Genomic DNA, 15724 nt, shown 5'->3' with positions numbered 1-15724 from the left:
AACAAGCAGTCTTCTTCTCATATAAATGTGTGAAAAAGAATGGTTAATTCGCTACGTTTGTTATTTGATTTTGCTTAAAAATGGACAGACCTATCCCGTTGTTCGCAAAATCGAAAGTAATCACACGTGCAAAATACATAGCTGTATCCACTTTTACACATGTTTTCGTAGCGTTTTTATTCATTCCTTTTCACCTCCGTTCATAATAGTTATAGGTATCATAACATTAGTCAGATTATTTGGAAAGGAAAAAATTCACTAATCATTAAATTTTATAAATATACAAATAGACATTCTAGTTATATACTAATATAAAATAGAAATTATTTACCAATTAATTTCAATATTTAGGTTATTGGTAATGGTTTTTCATGCATGTTTTATGATGTAGCTAAAAATGTGGAGGGACATTTAATGAAAAAGCTAGGAATGCAAAGTAAAATGAGCTTATTAATTGTAGTTATCATTGGGTTTGTGCTAATTGCCATCGGTCTCATGAATACAAGCGAAATGAGAAAAACTTTAGAAAATGAGTACCAAACAAGGCTCAATCAAATTTTAGATGTAAGTATACATAATCTTGATCAAACACACCCAGGTGATTGGCAAATAAAAAACGGGGAACTGCACAAAGGAAACGTCAACATCGCAAAGGAAACAACACTTATTGATACATTAGGAGAATTATCACAGGCTGCGATTACGATTTTTTCTGGAGAAACACGTATTAACACAAATATTGTCATTGACGGTCAACGTGCTATTGGCACAACTGTCGATCCAAAAGTAGCGGACACAGTTTTAACAACAGGGAAAATATATTCTGGTACAGCTGAAGTTGTGGGCAAACCCTACTTTACAAAATATAAACCCATAAAAACTAAAAATGGAGAAATTATTGGCATGATTTTCGCTGGCGTACCTTCTTCTGACATTGATGTAGTAGCTCAAAAAATGTTGCTAAAAACGGGCATTATAGCTGTGATTTCTGCTATCATTGCTGTGCTTGCGGGCATGCTCTTCGTACGAGGTATTGTCAAACCTTTGAAACAATTAAATCACCAGCTAGAAACAATTTCAGCTGGGAAAGGCGATTTAACTCAGCAAATTGTGGTGAACTCGCAAGATGAAATTGGCCAAGTCGCAAAATCCTTTAATGCCATGCTTACCACCTTACGAAGCATGATGCAACAAGTAGATGAAACGGCCAATCAGGTATCCGCATCCTCTTTGGAATTGTCTGCCACTGCGGGATCAACTACGGCAACGACAGAAAAATTAACAGCTAATATGCAAGAATTAGCGAGTGGTGCGAGTACACAAAAGCATAGTGCTCATGAGAATGCTGAAGCAATGCAAGATATTGCTGGAGGGATTCAGCTCGTTACGGAAACAAATGGTGAAGTATCCTCCTATGCATCCGATGCTTGGGATACAGCTAAACATGGAGAAGAAGCGGCACAAGATATGCAGCTTCAAATGCGCAGGATGTCAGAGGCTGTTCAAGAAAGTGCTAATTCCATTGCAGCCCTTGACACACATGCTAATAAAATTGATGAAATTGTGGAAGTCATTCATGCGATTGCTGAGCAAACGAATTTACTAGCACTCAATGCATCCATTGAAGCAGCACGCGCTGGTGAACATGGCAAAGGCTTTGCTGTCGTTGCAGAAGAGGTTCGTAAACTTGCGGAACAATCCAAAACTTCTGCAGCAGAAATTACAGACACAATCCATACTATGCAACAGCTTTCTAAGGAAGCCCGCGTTCACATGCAGCAAAGTAAGCAAGAAGCCACAACAAGTGCCGAGGTGGTTCACACGACAAGTAAAGCCTTTGAAGAAATTACAACCAAAGTGTCGCTTGTAACGAATAAGATTCAAGAGGTTTCAGGAATTGCAGAGGAGTTATATGCAAGAATTGAACAAGCCAATGCTTCCACACAAATTATGGCCGAAATTGCCATAGATGCTCGTGAGCAATCAAAAGTCGTTACTCAGATTGCGGAAACCAATCTATTATCAATGGATGATATTAATGATGCTGCGTCACAGCTAACGAGAAACGCTGAAACATTACAGGATTTGATTCATCAATTTAAATATTAAATAAAAGAAAAACATGAGGGTTTAGTGTACTACTATCCCCTCATGTTTTCACTTTTTTCACAAACATTTTTACCACGGGCACAAGGAAGATCGAGACCACTAGTACACGGAATAGCTGAAAAGCCATCACGATTGCCACGTTTGCATGTACAGAAGCGGCGATAATTCCCATTTGATCAAGTCCCCCAGGTACAATGCTTAAAAAGCCTGTCCTAAAGTCGAGACTGTACAACACTGTCATCACAAATGTTAGACCATAAGCTGCTCCGATAAAAATACCTGCTGAGACAAATGCATAAAAAATATGCTTCTTCGATAAATGGAGATCCTCTTTTTTCAACAATAAGCCGATATAAATTCCTAGCATGAGTTGAGCAATATGCAGTAATGATAATGGTAGCTTGGGTACCTCTACCCCTGCCATATTAATACCCATTAGTAAAAACACTGGTCCAAGCATATAGCCTGTTGGAATTTTTAACTTTTGAGCTAGCCACCCTGCTACACCACATACCACAAGTATACCAACAAGATTAAATGTATACATTCCATCAATCATAGAACTGCTACTACCAGCGCCTGCTACCATTAAAGGAACAAAGCCGACGATTAAAAGGACACGAAGGATTTGAAAGAACGTAATAACTACCATATCCATCTCCTCTTGTTCTTCAGCAAATGCCACAACCTGTGACATGCCACCAGGGACACAGCACGTCAAGGCAGTCGCAAAATCCAAATCGGTGCGCTTTGCTACAAGAAAACTAACAGCGAAAAATAGCAAAATAAATAATATATTTAAAATGACCATGCTCCCTAAAAAAAGCTTAATATCCTGAACAGCCTCTGGTGTAAAAGCATAACCAATGGAGTACCCCGCTACGATTAAACCAATATTACGAAAAGAATGATGCCATTTCAATTGTACGTTGGTTGACAGCTGCACGATGAGCACCGCTGTAATCGCACCTAGCAACCAAGGCATCGGTATATGTAAAAATTGAAAAATCACAGCACCTATTAAACCAATGCATAATGTGATGAACATATGCTTATCAAAAACAAACATGGTAGCAACCCCTTCAACTCGATAAGCCTATTATGACGTTTAAGCATCTTTTTTTCTACCGGGCCGACTTGTGAACTGTATCGCTTAAAAAGAACCCGTTATCTATAAAATAAAACCTCTTATCGAAGATTTTATCCTTGTTAAAATTTTCTATGCTACATTAGTAATACCTGATTCAGTGTTTTAAAAGGAGGCCTCCTATGAAAATTCATTTAACCATCAATCATGAACTTGAAGAAACAGAGGTTCATATTCATGCCAACGAATATAATGAGCAAATTGAAAGATTGATGAAACAGCTTCAAGCATCCCAAACGACGATGCTAGACGGGTATTTCCAACAAGAAATTCATCTATTAAAAATTTCTGATATTTATTCCATTTACGCGGAGGGTGCCAAAGTATTTTTACAAACGGATGAGCAAGAGTTTGAGTCAAAGCGAAAATTATATGAGCTAGAGGCACAGCTAGCCAAAGATTTTGTACGCGTGAGCAAATCTACACTTGTCAATATCCATAAAATCGCCTCTATTCAAATGGGCAAAATCGGCACTACACAACTATTACTCGAAAATGAAGTAGCCATTCATGTCAGTCGAAAATACTTAAAAGAATTAAAGCGACATTTAGGTATTGGGAGGGATCTATAGCATGAAGTATTTACGCATGATGATTATTGGACTACTCATTTCCCTTAGCTCTTCTTACATCTTAGTCACATTAAGCGTCCTTTCAAACAATGCGGTTATGTCAGGAGCAGAATTACTGGAGGAGATTATCATTGCTACCCTTCTTGGTATTGCGATTGGACTATTTTCCGCCATTTTTGATATCGAGCCAATACCTTTTACGATTCAGCTACTTTTACATTTAATAGCTGTCACAGCATGTGTATTAACGGCAGGCTACTTCGGGAATTGGTTTGAGCATTCAGGTGTGACATATGTGTTGCTATCGGAAGCCATCATTTATTCCATTGTTTGGTGTATTATATATGTTTTTCAAATAAGGGATATTGAAAAAATGAATCGAGAAATTCAAAAAAGAAAGGATTAACAAAGATGACCATTGCAATAGAAGTTGAGAATTTATGTAAACACTATGGCGAACAGCAAGCTGTCAAAGGCATTTCTTTTACAGTTGAACAAGGCACTCTATTTGCTTTTTTAGGGGCAAATGGTGCTGGTAAATCTACTACCATTGAAATACTTTGTACATTATTAAAAAAATCAAGCGGTCAAGTAACCATCAATGGTTTCACTCTTGACGCAAGCAATGATAATGGGGATATTCGCAAATCCATCGGTGTCGTTTTCCAGCAAAGTATATTAGATGAACGATTAACTGTGCGCGAAAATATCCTGCATCGTGGTCAAACATATGGTTTATCAAAAACACAGCTCACAGAAAATTATCAATTTGTCTCCACCTATTTGCATTTAGATGATATTGAAAAGCAAAAATACGGAACATTATCTGGTGGACAAAAAAGACGAGCAGATATCGCTCGTGCACTTATTCATCGCCCTAGTATTTTATTTCTAGATGAGCCTACAACGGGTTTAGATCCACAAACACGACAATTCGTTTGGCAGGCTATCAAGCAGCTTCAACAGGAAACTAATATGACCGTTTTTTTAACAACTCATTATATGGAGGAAGCAGCAGTAGCCCATCAAGTCCTTGTCTTAAAGCAAGGGACAATTGTCGCGCAGGGTACACCCGATGCGCTGAAAACAAAATATGCCTATGATTCAATGGCTCTCGTTTTTCACAATCCATTGAAAGGTGTAAGGTGGCTAGAGGAAAATGCGCTCTCTTATACAGAGAAACAAGGGATATATACTATTCGTTTATCCTCTACTCTACATGCGCTGACCCTATTAAAACAAGCAGAGAAACTCATTGCTTCCTTTGAGGTCATTAAAGGATCGATGGATGATGTCTTTCTTCATATTATGGCAGAGGAGGAGATCGCGTAGTGGAAACATTAATTAGTCTAGTTCAGCGGAATAATAAAGTATTTAGAAGAGATAAAACGCAGGTATTCTTCTCCCTACTATCAGTCATTATTGTCATTGTGCTGTACGCTGTCTTTCTCCAAAAAATGCAGGTAGATGCCATTGAACGACTAACAGAAGCAACACCAGAATTAATGACGATGGTCAATGAATGGCTTGTAGCAGGATTACTGTCCATGATTGCTGTTTCTACTACACTCGGTGCATATGGCATTGCCGTTAAGGATCAGGAGTCAAAAGCACAAGCAGATTTTTTAACAGCTCCCCTTTCCCGTTCAACGATTCAGCTAAGCTATGTCATCAATGCGTTTATCATCGGAAGTATTTTTTCCTTTATCGCACTCATCGGCTGTGAAATCTTTCTTGTAGCAACAGGTGGTAAGCTCCTAAGCTTTGGGGATTTTGTTCATGTACTCGGCATTTTGTTTTTATCTGTCCTGCTAGCAAGTGTCTTTAATTTATTTCTGTCATTATTTGTGTCCACGCAAAATGCTTTTTCAACACTCGGCACAATCGTCGGGACAGTACTCGGCTTTTTATGTGGTGTCTATGTACCTCTTGGTGCTCTACCAGGCTTTGCTCAAAATTTAATCATGTATTTCCCCATTAGTCATACAACATTACTGTTACGCAATGCATTTATGGATAGCTCTATTGGCGATGTTTTTGAAGGTGTGCCTGCTTCCTATGTGGAAGACTATAAAATCAATTATGGTATTGTCTATGAGCTTCATGGAAAAATACTCAGCACTTCGACTAGCCTCATCATTATCGTTTGTACAATCGTCATACTTGCGCTAGCATCTATGATGTTATTTAAAAGAAAATATAAATAAATTTTAGCTAACAGATTTACACATCGTTTAGGAAACGATGTGTTTTTTATTGCATTTAAACAAACAATTTGTTATTTTAAATATAAATTAATAAACAAAAATAAATATTGTTTGTATTTATGGAGGATTCCCCTATGGATGTAAATGAACTATTTTGGCAAGCTCCTATCGATGACCTCAAAAAGGGTTATACCAATGAGGGAACACATTTCACCTGCCTTCTGTGCGGTGAAAAAGTAGAGAAAGGAATCATTTATCCTTATGAAGGCTTATTGTATGAAGCCGAAAAAATGATGCAGCAGCATATGACAATGACACATCAATCTGTTTTTCATTATTTAAACGGTCTCAATAAAAAAATGACAGGCTTAACAGAACATCAAAGCCATATTTTACGCTTATTTTATGAAGGTAGATCAGATCAGGAAATAAAAGAGGAATTAGAGATTGGTAGTGCCACGACCATTCGCCATCATCGTTTTGCTTTAAAGGAAAAGGAACGCCAAGCCAAAACATTGTTGGTCATGATGGAATTATTGAAGGAACAAGATCGAAAGGAGGAACCATTTGTGTCTATTCATAAAACAGCTACAATGGTTGACGATCGCTATAATGTCACTCTCTCAGAAGAACAGCAATTATTGGCGAAATTATTTCCACATGGTGTTGGCAAGGAGCTAGTTCGTTTTCCTAAGCGTGAAAAACAAAAAATTATAGTACTTCGTGCCATTACAATGCTTTTTGACAAAGAAAAACAATATACAGAAAAAGAATTAAATGAAATCATCAAACCGATGTATGAAGACTACGTTCATATACGTCGCTACTTAATTGAATACGGTTTTCTGGACCGCAAAGCTGACGGTAGCGCTTACTGGGTTAAAAAATAAGAAGGCAGGTTTTTGAAATGGATCATAAAAAAGAGTTAAAAGAGATGTATAAGGACATGAAAATTGAAGCGGGCGTTTTTACGATGACTAATACAGAAACTGGGAAAGTGTTTGTGGGGAGCTTTAATAATTTAAAACGTTTAAATGGTTTTCAGTTTATGCTCAAAACGAATACACATACGAATAAGGAGCTTCAAGCGGACTACAATTCATTTGGTCAAGATGCTTTTGAGGTGAAAATCGTTGAATATTTAAAGAAAAAAGAAGATGGCTATTTCGATGCCAAAAAAGAGCTTGAAAAGCTAGAGCAAAAATGGCTCGACACGCTAAATCCTTATGGTGAGCGTGGGTATAATTCTTAGGATTTATCCAATAGATAGCTGTGGGATCAAGCAAATGAAAATTTAACAGTTCCCTCAGCTATTTTTTATTCATCCACACGATTCCATCTTAAATTATCAGCATCATCATAGCCATAATAATAGATTGGGCGATCGTGCTTATCATAAGCAACAGCTTCTAATAAATCAATTTGCTGCGCATAAGGTATATAAAACGAAACTAGTTTACTATGTTCAATGGATTTTTTGATAATTCCTTGCTTTGAGTTAATTGTTATATAGGAAACATTTTCATCATGAGATAATACAACAAACAAAGTTCCTTCATGATGCAAACGATAGCTCATGCCTCCTATTGTCTCTAAGGAATCATTCGTGGAGGAGATACCTGTAGCATAAACCCTTTTATATAGAAATACGTTTTTTTGTACCAAAACAGTTTGATAGATTTCTTTTTTATCACGCTTAAACAAATAAAAAATATCGTGTCCTTCTTGAATCTTTTCAACAATCTTATACTCAGGTGTCATAAAAAAATTGGCTTTTACAGCGCTTAATGCAGTTAAACGATAGCCTCCTAACAATAATAAAGCGCTCAAAGTGACTATTGCTAATAACAAGAATTTTCTCATCTATTTTCTCCACCCTATAGCATTTTCAGTTGGATTGAGACAGTTTAACTTTCTTTGTTTATTTTGTCACTTCTAACAACTGAATTTCTTGCTGTACTTTTTTCGTTAATTTACTGAAAACAAGCTCATACGAATGCTTAATAAGATTCTCTACCAAATCCATTGGGACATCTTCAGCATCCATATAAATGGAGTTCCAATGCGTTTTATTCATATAGTAGCCAGGTATAATACTGACAAAGGATTCTCGTAATTCCTCTGCTCGTGCAGGTTCGCATTTTAACGTTAATACAGGCTTACCTGTAGCATTTCCCCCAATCATGGCATACATTTTCCCACCAATATGATAGCGGTCTGCTTGCCATTCCTCCTTATAGTCATAAATCGTTCCCTGTAGTTGTAGACAATGAGCATGAATCATTTCTTTTTCCATCTATTTCTTCCCCTTTCGACACAAAATAAAACACACGTTCGATTATGGTTAGTATAACCTAAAACGTGTGTAGGGACTAGCCTTATTTAGTTCGTACTTCGATCAAACATGCCCATAACCTCTGTTGTCTGTAGGATATTCACAAACGACTTTGGATCGGTTTCCTTAATCGTACTTTTTACATCCGCGAGTTGATAACGCGTAATGACAGTGATTAACACTTTTCGTCCTTCACCAGAGTAGGCTCCCTTCGCATCGATAATCGTTACACCACGATGAAGTTTTTGCAACAGCTGCTGCTTGACTTCTTCCCCTTTACTCGTAATAATCATCAACGTTAATTTAATATGGCTTGTATGAATCGTATCTACCACTTTTCCTGTTGCATAAATGGAAACAAGCGTTAATAATGCCGCGTCCCAGCTAAAGACAAAGCCAGAAGCTGCCACTACAACACCATTCATAGCAGCAATTAATGTACCGAGTGGAAAATCTCGTTTACGACTTAGTAGCATGGCAATAATATCAAAGCCCCCAGAGGAGCCTGCTGCACGAAAAATCATACCCATCGCAAAGCCTACAATAACTCCTCCAAATAGGGATGCAAGGATAGGATCTTGTGTTGCCTTGTGAATTGGAATAACATATAAACTCACTGACAAAACGGCTACAGAAAGAATCGTATAGCTGATAAATCGCTTACCAAGCTTCATCACACCTAAAATCAGTAAAGGCAAATTAAGCAGTAAATTTAATACCCCTGTATTCCAAGGGGTAATAATGCCAAGCATGATGGCGATACCACTCAATCCACCACTCAAGATTTCATGGGGAATTAATAAATAATTATAGGCAAAGGCCACTAAAATGGAAGAAAGAGTAATTATAATCACATTACGCATAATGATATCCCCTATCAATCAACGACCAAATTTTGATATATCTTTCTCATAGATTACCCAATTTCTGCTGATGAAAAACCTATATTCCTACTTTTTCTTCTGTTCTTCCTTTAAAGGGGCAGTCTGTTTGTGATCACCTGTATCGGCCACCTTATAAATACGCTCTAGCATCGGCGGATGTGTATAGCGGAACCATTTAACAAGAAGCGGAGGGTTGACCTCACTTAATCCTGAAATCGTTAGTTTTTGAAAAGCTGTTACGGCCGCTTCACGATCATTCATGAGGTTAATTGCATACTGATCTGCTCTTGTCTCCTGATATCTTGAGATGAAGTTCGACACTGGATTAGAGGCAAATAACAATATAGAGGTAATGAGCAAAAATAATGGATATGAGCTAATGCTGCCAACTTTATTGATTTTCAGTACCTGTCCATAGCGTCCAACCAAACGTCGCATAACCTTCGCTGTAAACCATAACCCCACCAACGTAAGCAATAAATAACCTGCAATGCCAAAATAAATATGCTTTTCTACATAATGGCCCATCTCATGTGCCATGATAAATAAAATTTCATTGTCCGTCAGTCTATTTAATGTGGTATCCCACAGTACAATTCTCGAATTGCTACCAATCCCTGTCACATAAGCATTTAAGGAGTTGGTCTTTTGTGCCATATTGACCTCATAAACATGCTCTGCTGGTATATTCGCCTGCTCAGCAATTGAGAGTATCTTCGTTTCCAGCTCTTTATTTTTTAACGGATAAAAATCATTGTACAAAGGATCAATGACAACTGGCTGGATGAACATCACAAAGATTGTAAAAGGGATGGTTAATAGCCAAGCGTAAAGCCACCACCTTTTCTCGCTCTTTTTAATGAGCCAATAAATAACCGTCACAATGATGAAGCTCATCCCAAAGTTCACCCAAAAATCAATAACACCATCTTTCATCCAAGACGCAAATGCTTGCGTACTGATGCCATAGCTTTTGCTGAGGTAATAGCGATAATAATCAAGCGGGAATAAAACAATATAGAGCAATAGGGATAGCAGGAATAGGTAGCCTGCATTTTGCAATAGCTTCCACTTCGTTTGGGAGGTCGTCACTTTTTCAAAATAACGGGAGATGCCCAATAATAAAATCAAAAAGTAAATAAGCCATTCCAAAGGAGTCGCTACAAAGAATAAAAAATTCCGTATTTTTGAATATTCACCACTTAAAAAAAGCTCCTTACCAGACATAAACATTACTGGATCTGCCACCGTTCCTTGTAAGGCACTAGGTATTTTTCCTCCGCCGCTATGGAATATATACCAGTACATACAAAGCACGTAAACACCGAATAATAGTAGCGTAACAATGCCCATTTTCTTCGCTATGTTAATTCCCCCTCATATCATCCAAAGTTCGTCCTATAGTAAGTGTAAGCCAAAATATCAAAGTTAGAACAACATAGACCTACTTTTTTAATATCTCTGTTCACAAAGGAAAAATTCGCCTCAATTCTATCAATGAGCATACAAAATCTTTCTCATTGTTTCAAAATGCTGCGAATTTATTATGTTCTTACTTATTTATTCATGACAAATGCGGTTTTTCCACGCTGATCTATACTTAAGTAGCCTGCAGATAATAGCTGCTCATACCATTGCTTTTCGATAACAGCCACTTGGTTGGCATTATCTGCTTTTGTAGAAAGCTCCACCATAATGTCTCCTTTGTACGCTTCTTGCTCTAGAAAGCTTCTTTATAAGTTATGGCATTAGCAAATCCATATTCTACTACCTGAGCTAACGTATTTTTATACCATGCTTCTGAATGCCAATTTACAATTTCTTTGCCGAATTTTCGAGAATCAATTTTTGGGCAACACTCGCATCAACCGTATCGTAAGAGACAAAAGTATGATAGGCTCCCTTCGTACTCCCTGCTACCATACCCCAAGCAAAAAGAGGAGAGGCAATTATTTTATAAATATAATCGTATTATTTTCTTTAATATAATCTACTGTTGGATGAGGGCTTTCCATTGAAGCAACTTCTTTGTTATGAATTAAATCATAAACAATCCATTTCATATTAAAACTATTAGTTGGATTTTCAAAGAAAACAATCCATTCTTTGTTTCCATAATAGAAATAACTTGAATTTCCTACTGTATATAACTCCTTATTATTACTGGCATCATATAATACTTGTGTATGTTCGCTTTCTTTTACTCCATATAAATCATCATTAAAGAAATAGATGACATCATACTTCCCATCAATAATTCTTTCTAGATAATTTTCACTGAATGGATTAAACATTTTCAAAATATATGTTTCATCTCTAAGATTATGTTTATACCAATAAACACATTCGTTTTTATTATTTTCCAATACAAAGCTTTCACTATTATCACATTGATCTACTATACAAGTCTCTGAAATTGGCAAATCATTTTTTATTTGTTCTATAAATAAATTATAGTCAATGATTACAATGCTCTCAGTAAAATTTGAATTTTCCTTTTCCCTATGATTCCATGCATTTTTTTTATTACTGTAGGATAATGAGCCAGTTGTAAAATAAACGAATTTTTTATTTTTTTTATCAATTACTTTTATGTTATTAACATTTAAAAAGGTATCATCCTGTCCTATTTTTTCAGGTATTGAGTAATACTTATTTTCTAAAAAATCTACGAGAATACAATTTGAGTGCCTAGTAAATTTTTGCGATTCTATCTGTGGTACACATACAACTAAATATCTTTCTCCCAAGCCATACAGCTCTGTTTCAGATAAAGAAGAATTCTCAGGATTGGAACTATTATCCTCTATTTTTAATGTTATTGAATCTTTTAAAATTAGGTTTTTGCAATCAATTTGGTTTAATATTAAATTTGCAGTTTTTCCTTCCCACATCAATCTGCTGCAATAAAAATATTCATTATAAAAAGAATTACTTGATAACTGAAATCCATTCGGAATTAGCAATTGATCAACTTGATTAAGTTGATAATTATAGCGAACAATACCTTCATAATAACCAGTTAAATAGCTCCAACTTTCACTTATATCTCTACTCATAATATACATATTATATGGCTCTACTTTTGATTGTGTCGTAATAAGTTGACGATTTTCAAATCCTTCTAAAATAACTGTTTGCACCATATTATATCCTCCTCTTAATTACCATAAAATCACTCTTCACTATTCAAAAATAGTAACATAAAAATAGATCTCTTCTCGATATAGCTGTCTTCATACTGAAGGGACAAATAAAATCAAAACACCTTTCGTTGGCAGGAGAAGGCGTATATCACGATATGTTTTGGGGCAAGTGGCTTACCTGCTCATATTTTTATGCCAAATTTAATTCATCAAGTTTCAACAGCTTACCAGATATCCGCATTTCATTAGACATAAAAACAGCACCTGAAATTGAAAAAAAAGAGCACTTCAAGAATTAGATTTCGGGCTTATCATAGAGACCCAACAGGAAAATCCCTTCCTGCATTACGAAACAATTGGGGAAGATGCACTTGTTTTGGCATTTAGCCCTTCACACAAACTAGCGACTAAATAGGACAGCACCAAAGAAGATATTCTTAAAAATAAGCTTTTATTGCATACCTCTTCTAGCTCCACTAATCACTTCATTGAGAAGTGGATGGACTCTTTCCAGCCTTCTACTTATACGATTGAGCTGGATTCTGTGAGCATCATAAAAAAATGCTGACCTTTGGAAAAAACGTGGCTTTTCTATCTATTGCCTTAATAGAAGAGGAGTTAACATCGGGTGTACTGATGAAGAAGGATTTAGATGATGTGACGCTTCACAGAAAGATTCAGTTGATTTATCCGAAAACGCGTTTAGATCATACCCTTGATGAATTTGTCAAAACGTCGGTTTACGATGTAGCAAAGCAATTAAAAATGTCCCCTGTTATGACATAATTCCACAGGTAGTCGTAATAACATGGAATGGGAGCATATTTTTAAGAAAGGAGGGTTGTCCTTGCTAACTAGGCTTCTGACAAAGGATTGTATACAGCTTGCAAACTTTGTCCATTCGTGGCAAGAAGCGATTCATTTAGCTGCAAGACCATTAGTACAGCAAAATAAAATTGAGCAACGCTATGTCGAAGCCATGATTCAATCTATTGAGCAATATGGCTCCTACATCGTCATTACACCAAAAGTGGCCATTCCCCATGCACGGCCATCTGATGGTGTTCATGAGCTTGCCATGAGTTTGCTCCGGTTACAACAGCCTGTTTTTTTTAACCCTAATCAGCCTGTTTACTTACTAATTGTGTTAGCTGCCATCGACAATACGTCACATCTACAGGCGTTAGCTGATTTGGCAGCAGTATTACAAGACCCTGACCAGATTGAAGGCCTGATTGCCTGTCAGCATGCAGACATGATTTGTGAAAAAATCAAACAATATACGACAAAGGAGTCACCAGGATGAAAATTTTAGTCGTGTGTGGAAATGGTTTAGGTAGTAGCTTGATTTTAGAATGGAATGTAAAAAAGGCATTAGAGGCATTGGGTATAAATGCTGAGGTAACCCATACAGACTTAGCATCTGCAAAGGCGGAGAAAGCAGATATTTATTTAGGGGCAGCAGACATTGTGAATGAATTAGCGAAAGACAATGGAACCATTGTGAGCATCGTCAATATGATGAGTATTGTGGAAATAAAAGGAAAACTAGAACCTTTGCTTTAAGTACGGAAAATTTGGATAGGATGAGGTGTTGATATGTTGGATGTTATCATGCATGACATTTTAGGAACACCAGCTATACTAGTCGGCCTATTCGCTTTTATTGGTTTACTCATTCAAAAAAAATCTAGCTCCACTGTTCTTTCAGGTACATTCAAAACAATTATGGGCTTTGTCATTCTTGGTGCTGGTGCCACTGTCTTGATTGGCTCGTTAGACCATTTTAGTAAAATGTTTGATCATGCCTTTCAAGTACAGGGAGTCATTCCCAACAACGAGGCCATCGTGGCAGCTGCTCAGACTAATTTTGGTACAGCTACAGCATTGATAATGGTATTTGGTATGATAATGAATCTATTATTTGCGCGATTTACGCCATTAAAGTATATCTTTTTAACTGGGCATCATACATTATTTATGGCTTGTTTAATCGCGGCTTCATTGTCAGTTGGTGGAATGAGTGGTACACCTCTTATTATCGTAGGGTCTATCATTCTTGGTCTTTGTATGGTAGTGTTCCCTGCCATTTTACAACCCACTGTTCGGCAAATAACAGGTAGTGATGATTTTGCTGTAGGTCACTTCGGCAGTGTTGGCTACTATGTTTCTGCAAAAATTGGTAAGCTCTTTGGTAATAAAACGAAATCAACTGAGGACATACAGGTTCCAAAATCATTAGGCTTTTTACGAGATACCTCTGTCGCTATTTCTTTAACAATGAGCGTATTCTTTGTCATTGTTGCCCTTTTCGCAGGCCCCTCCTATATTGAGGCACAATTATCAGCTGGCTCTAATTTTATTATTTTCGCTATTATGCAAGCGATCACATTCGCTGCAGGTGTCTATATTATTTTGGCGGGTGTCCGTATGTTAATTGCTGAAATTATTCCAGCCTTTAAAGGCATTGCTGATAAGCTTGTCCCAAACACAAAACCAGCACTAGATTGCCCAACTATTTTCCCCTTTGCACCAAACGCTGTCATCATTGGTTTCATCTTTAGTTTTTTAGCAGGACTTGTCTCTATGTTTATCCTCCCCTTCATTGGTTTAAAAGTGATTGTTCCTGGCCTCGTTCCCCATTTCTTCACGGGAGCTGCAGCTGGCGTCTTTGGCAATGCTACAGGCGGCAGAATCGGTGCCATGTCTGGGGCCTTTGCTAATGGTCTATTAATTAGCTTTATTCCAGCCATACTCCTAATCTTTATGGGCGACATCGGCTATGAAGGCACAACCTTTGGCGATTCAGATTTCGGTGTTATCGGCATTATTATTATTAATCTATTAAAATTATTCGGAGCTGTTTAGAACATATAGTAAAGCCTAACGCTATCTGCGTTAGGCTTTCATAGTGTTGAAAAACAAAACCATCCATAGAATTTATGTGAAAGGTGAAAAAGGATTTCCGTTGCAGGCTACTTGCTTTCCTGTGGGCGAGCGCCGAGCCGCTTCTACCGCTACCACTCCGTTTAGAGGCTCGCCTGTCTCGCTATCCCACGGGAGTCAAGTAGCCTTCCACTCCAATCCATAAAAAAGTGAAGGTATTCACTACTCTTTTGTGGAGGGGTGTTGTCACACATCACTTCTCCAAATTGAAAGTAAGAGGCTATCCTCTCTTATACTATAAATAATGGGCTATTTTGTTCAGGAAAAGACACTTTTGCAGAATGGTTGATTGGAGTGGAACCAGCGTCACTCCTAGGGGATTTAGCGTCACAGAGGAGACCCTGGAGCGAACGCAGTGAGTGAAGCGGCTCATCGGAC

The 15724-nt window shown here is 37.3% G+C and carries 19 protein-coding genes; 11 read left to right on the top strand and 8 right to left on the bottom strand.

Features of this window, described 5'->3' with window-relative positions; all coding sequences use genetic code 11:
• Positions 1-43: 43 nt before the first annotated feature.
• Entirely contained in the window at positions 44-184 is a 141-nt protein-coding gene (locus NV349_RS06910; RefSeq protein ID WP_004232534.1) for an RAxF-45 family protein, read from the bottom strand.
• Between the two features lie 230 nt (positions 185-414).
• Here NV349_RS06910 and NV349_RS06905 point away from each other — a divergent pair, with 230 nt between their 5' ends.
• A complete protein-coding gene (locus NV349_RS06905; protein WP_271912715.1) occupies positions 415-2109 on the top strand; it encodes a methyl-accepting chemotaxis protein in 1695 nt (564 codons plus the stop codon).
• 40 nt (positions 2110-2149) lie between these two features.
• Here NV349_RS06905 and NV349_RS06900 read toward each other — a convergent pair whose 3' ends face one another.
• Positions 2150-3178 (bottom strand): AbrB family transcriptional regulator, encoded by a 1029-nt coding sequence (locus tag NV349_RS06900; RefSeq protein ID WP_271912713.1) that lies wholly within the window; start codon positions 3176-3178, stop codon positions 2150-2152.
• 200 nt (positions 3179-3378) lie between these two features.
• Here NV349_RS06900 and NV349_RS06895 point away from each other — a divergent pair, with 200 nt between their 5' ends.
• The 6 genes from NV349_RS06895 (at position 3379) to NV349_RS06870 (ending at position 7287) form a co-directional block, all read left to right on the top strand.
• Entirely contained in the window at positions 3379-3828 is a 450-nt protein-coding gene (locus tag NV349_RS06895) for a LytTR family DNA-binding domain-containing protein (protein WP_058844274.1), read from the top strand.
• Between the two features lies 1 nt (position 3829).
• Complete coding sequence (locus NV349_RS06890; RefSeq protein WP_271912711.1) at positions 3830-4234, top strand: DUF3021 domain-containing protein; 405 nt, start codon at positions 3830-3832, stop codon at positions 4232-4234.
• Positions 4235-4239: 5 nt separating this feature from the next.
• Entirely contained in the window at positions 4240-5160 is a 921-nt protein-coding gene (locus tag NV349_RS06885) for an ABC transporter ATP-binding protein (protein ID WP_271912709.1), read from the top strand.
• Positions 5160-6035, top strand: a complete 876-nt coding sequence (locus tag NV349_RS06880; protein WP_271912707.1) for an ABC transporter permease — start codon at positions 5160-5162, stop codon at positions 6033-6035. Before NV349_RS06885 ends, NV349_RS06880 begins: the two co-directional genes overlap by 1 nt.
• 134 nt (positions 6036-6169) lie before the next feature.
• The gene (locus NV349_RS06875) at positions 6170-6925 is read left to right on the top strand and encodes a DUF2087 domain-containing protein (protein WP_036127011.1); all 756 of its coding nucleotides are present in this window, start codon (positions 6170-6172) and stop codon (positions 6923-6925) included.
• A gap of 17 nt (positions 6926-6942) precedes the next feature.
• Complete coding sequence (locus NV349_RS06870; RefSeq protein ID WP_058844272.1) at positions 6943-7287, top strand: GIY-YIG nuclease family protein; 345 nt, start codon at positions 6943-6945, stop codon at positions 7285-7287.
• 65 nt (positions 7288-7352) lie between these two features.
• On the opposite strand, the gene NV349_RS06865 is transcribed toward NV349_RS06870, so the two are convergent.
• The 6 genes from NV349_RS06865 to NV349_RS06840 form a co-directional block, all read right to left on the bottom strand.
• A complete protein-coding gene (locus NV349_RS06865; RefSeq protein ID WP_271912705.1) occupies positions 7353-7898 on the bottom strand; it encodes a hypothetical protein in 546 nt (181 codons plus the stop codon).
• 58 nt (positions 7899-7956) lie between these two features.
• Positions 7957-8331, bottom strand: a complete 375-nt coding sequence (locus tag NV349_RS06860; RefSeq protein ID WP_036127016.1) for an MmcQ/YjbR family DNA-binding protein — start codon at positions 8329-8331, stop codon at positions 7957-7959.
• A gap of 86 nt (positions 8332-8417) precedes the next feature.
• Positions 8418-9233: a YitT family protein gene (locus NV349_RS06855; RefSeq protein WP_036127018.1), complete on the bottom strand. Its 816-nt coding sequence runs from the start codon at positions 9231-9233 to the stop codon at positions 8418-8420.
• A gap of 87 nt (positions 9234-9320) precedes the next feature.
• Positions 9321-10619: a M48 family metallopeptidase gene (locus NV349_RS06850; protein ID WP_308302772.1), complete on the bottom strand. Its 1299-nt coding sequence runs from the start codon at positions 10617-10619 to the stop codon at positions 9321-9323.
• Between the two features lie 191 nt (positions 10620-10810).
• Complete coding sequence (locus tag NV349_RS06845) at positions 10811-10948, bottom strand: hypothetical protein (protein ID WP_271912702.1); 138 nt, start codon at positions 10946-10948, stop codon at positions 10811-10813.
• A 255-nt stretch (positions 10949-11203) separates the two neighbouring features.
• On the bottom strand, positions 11204-12400 hold the full coding sequence (locus NV349_RS06840; RefSeq protein WP_271912700.1) for a hypothetical protein: 1197 nt from the start codon (positions 12398-12400) through the stop codon (positions 11204-11206).
• 561 nt (positions 12401-12961) lie between these two features.
• On the opposite strand from NV349_RS06840, the gene NV349_RS06835 reads away from it, so the two are divergent.
• The 4 genes from NV349_RS06835 to NV349_RS06820 all read left to right on the top strand — a co-directional run bounded on the left by NV349_RS06835 (position 12962) and on the right by NV349_RS06820 (position 15268).
• The gene (locus NV349_RS06835; RefSeq protein ID WP_271912699.1) at positions 12962-13186 is read left to right on the top strand and encodes a hypothetical protein; all 225 of its coding nucleotides are present in this window, start codon (positions 12962-12964) and stop codon (positions 13184-13186) included.
• 61 nt (positions 13187-13247) lie between these two features.
• The gene (locus NV349_RS06830; RefSeq protein ID WP_271912697.1) at positions 13248-13706 is read left to right on the top strand and encodes a PTS sugar transporter subunit IIA; all 459 of its coding nucleotides are present in this window, start codon (positions 13248-13250) and stop codon (positions 13704-13706) included.
• The gene (locus NV349_RS06825; protein ID WP_271912696.1) at positions 13703-13966 is read left to right on the top strand and encodes a PTS sugar transporter subunit IIB; all 264 of its coding nucleotides are present in this window, start codon (positions 13703-13705) and stop codon (positions 13964-13966) included. The genes NV349_RS06830 and NV349_RS06825 overlap by 4 nt, the downstream gene beginning before the upstream one ends.
• Before the next feature lie 33 nt (positions 13967-13999).
• Positions 14000-15268: a PTS ascorbate transporter subunit IIC gene (locus tag NV349_RS06820; protein ID WP_036127027.1), complete on the top strand. Its 1269-nt coding sequence runs from the start codon at positions 14000-14002 to the stop codon at positions 15266-15268.
• The last annotated feature ends 456 nt before the right edge of the window (positions 15269-15724 follow it).

This window comes from Lysinibacillus sp. OF-1 (assembly GCF_028356935.1).
In the GTDB taxonomy this organism is placed as follows: Bacteria; Bacillota; Bacilli; order Bacillales_A; family Planococcaceae; genus Lysinibacillus; species Lysinibacillus fusiformis_D.
The sequence above is the reverse complement of the archived record's forward strand: the minus strand, read 5'-3'. Positions and strand labels throughout refer to the sequence as shown.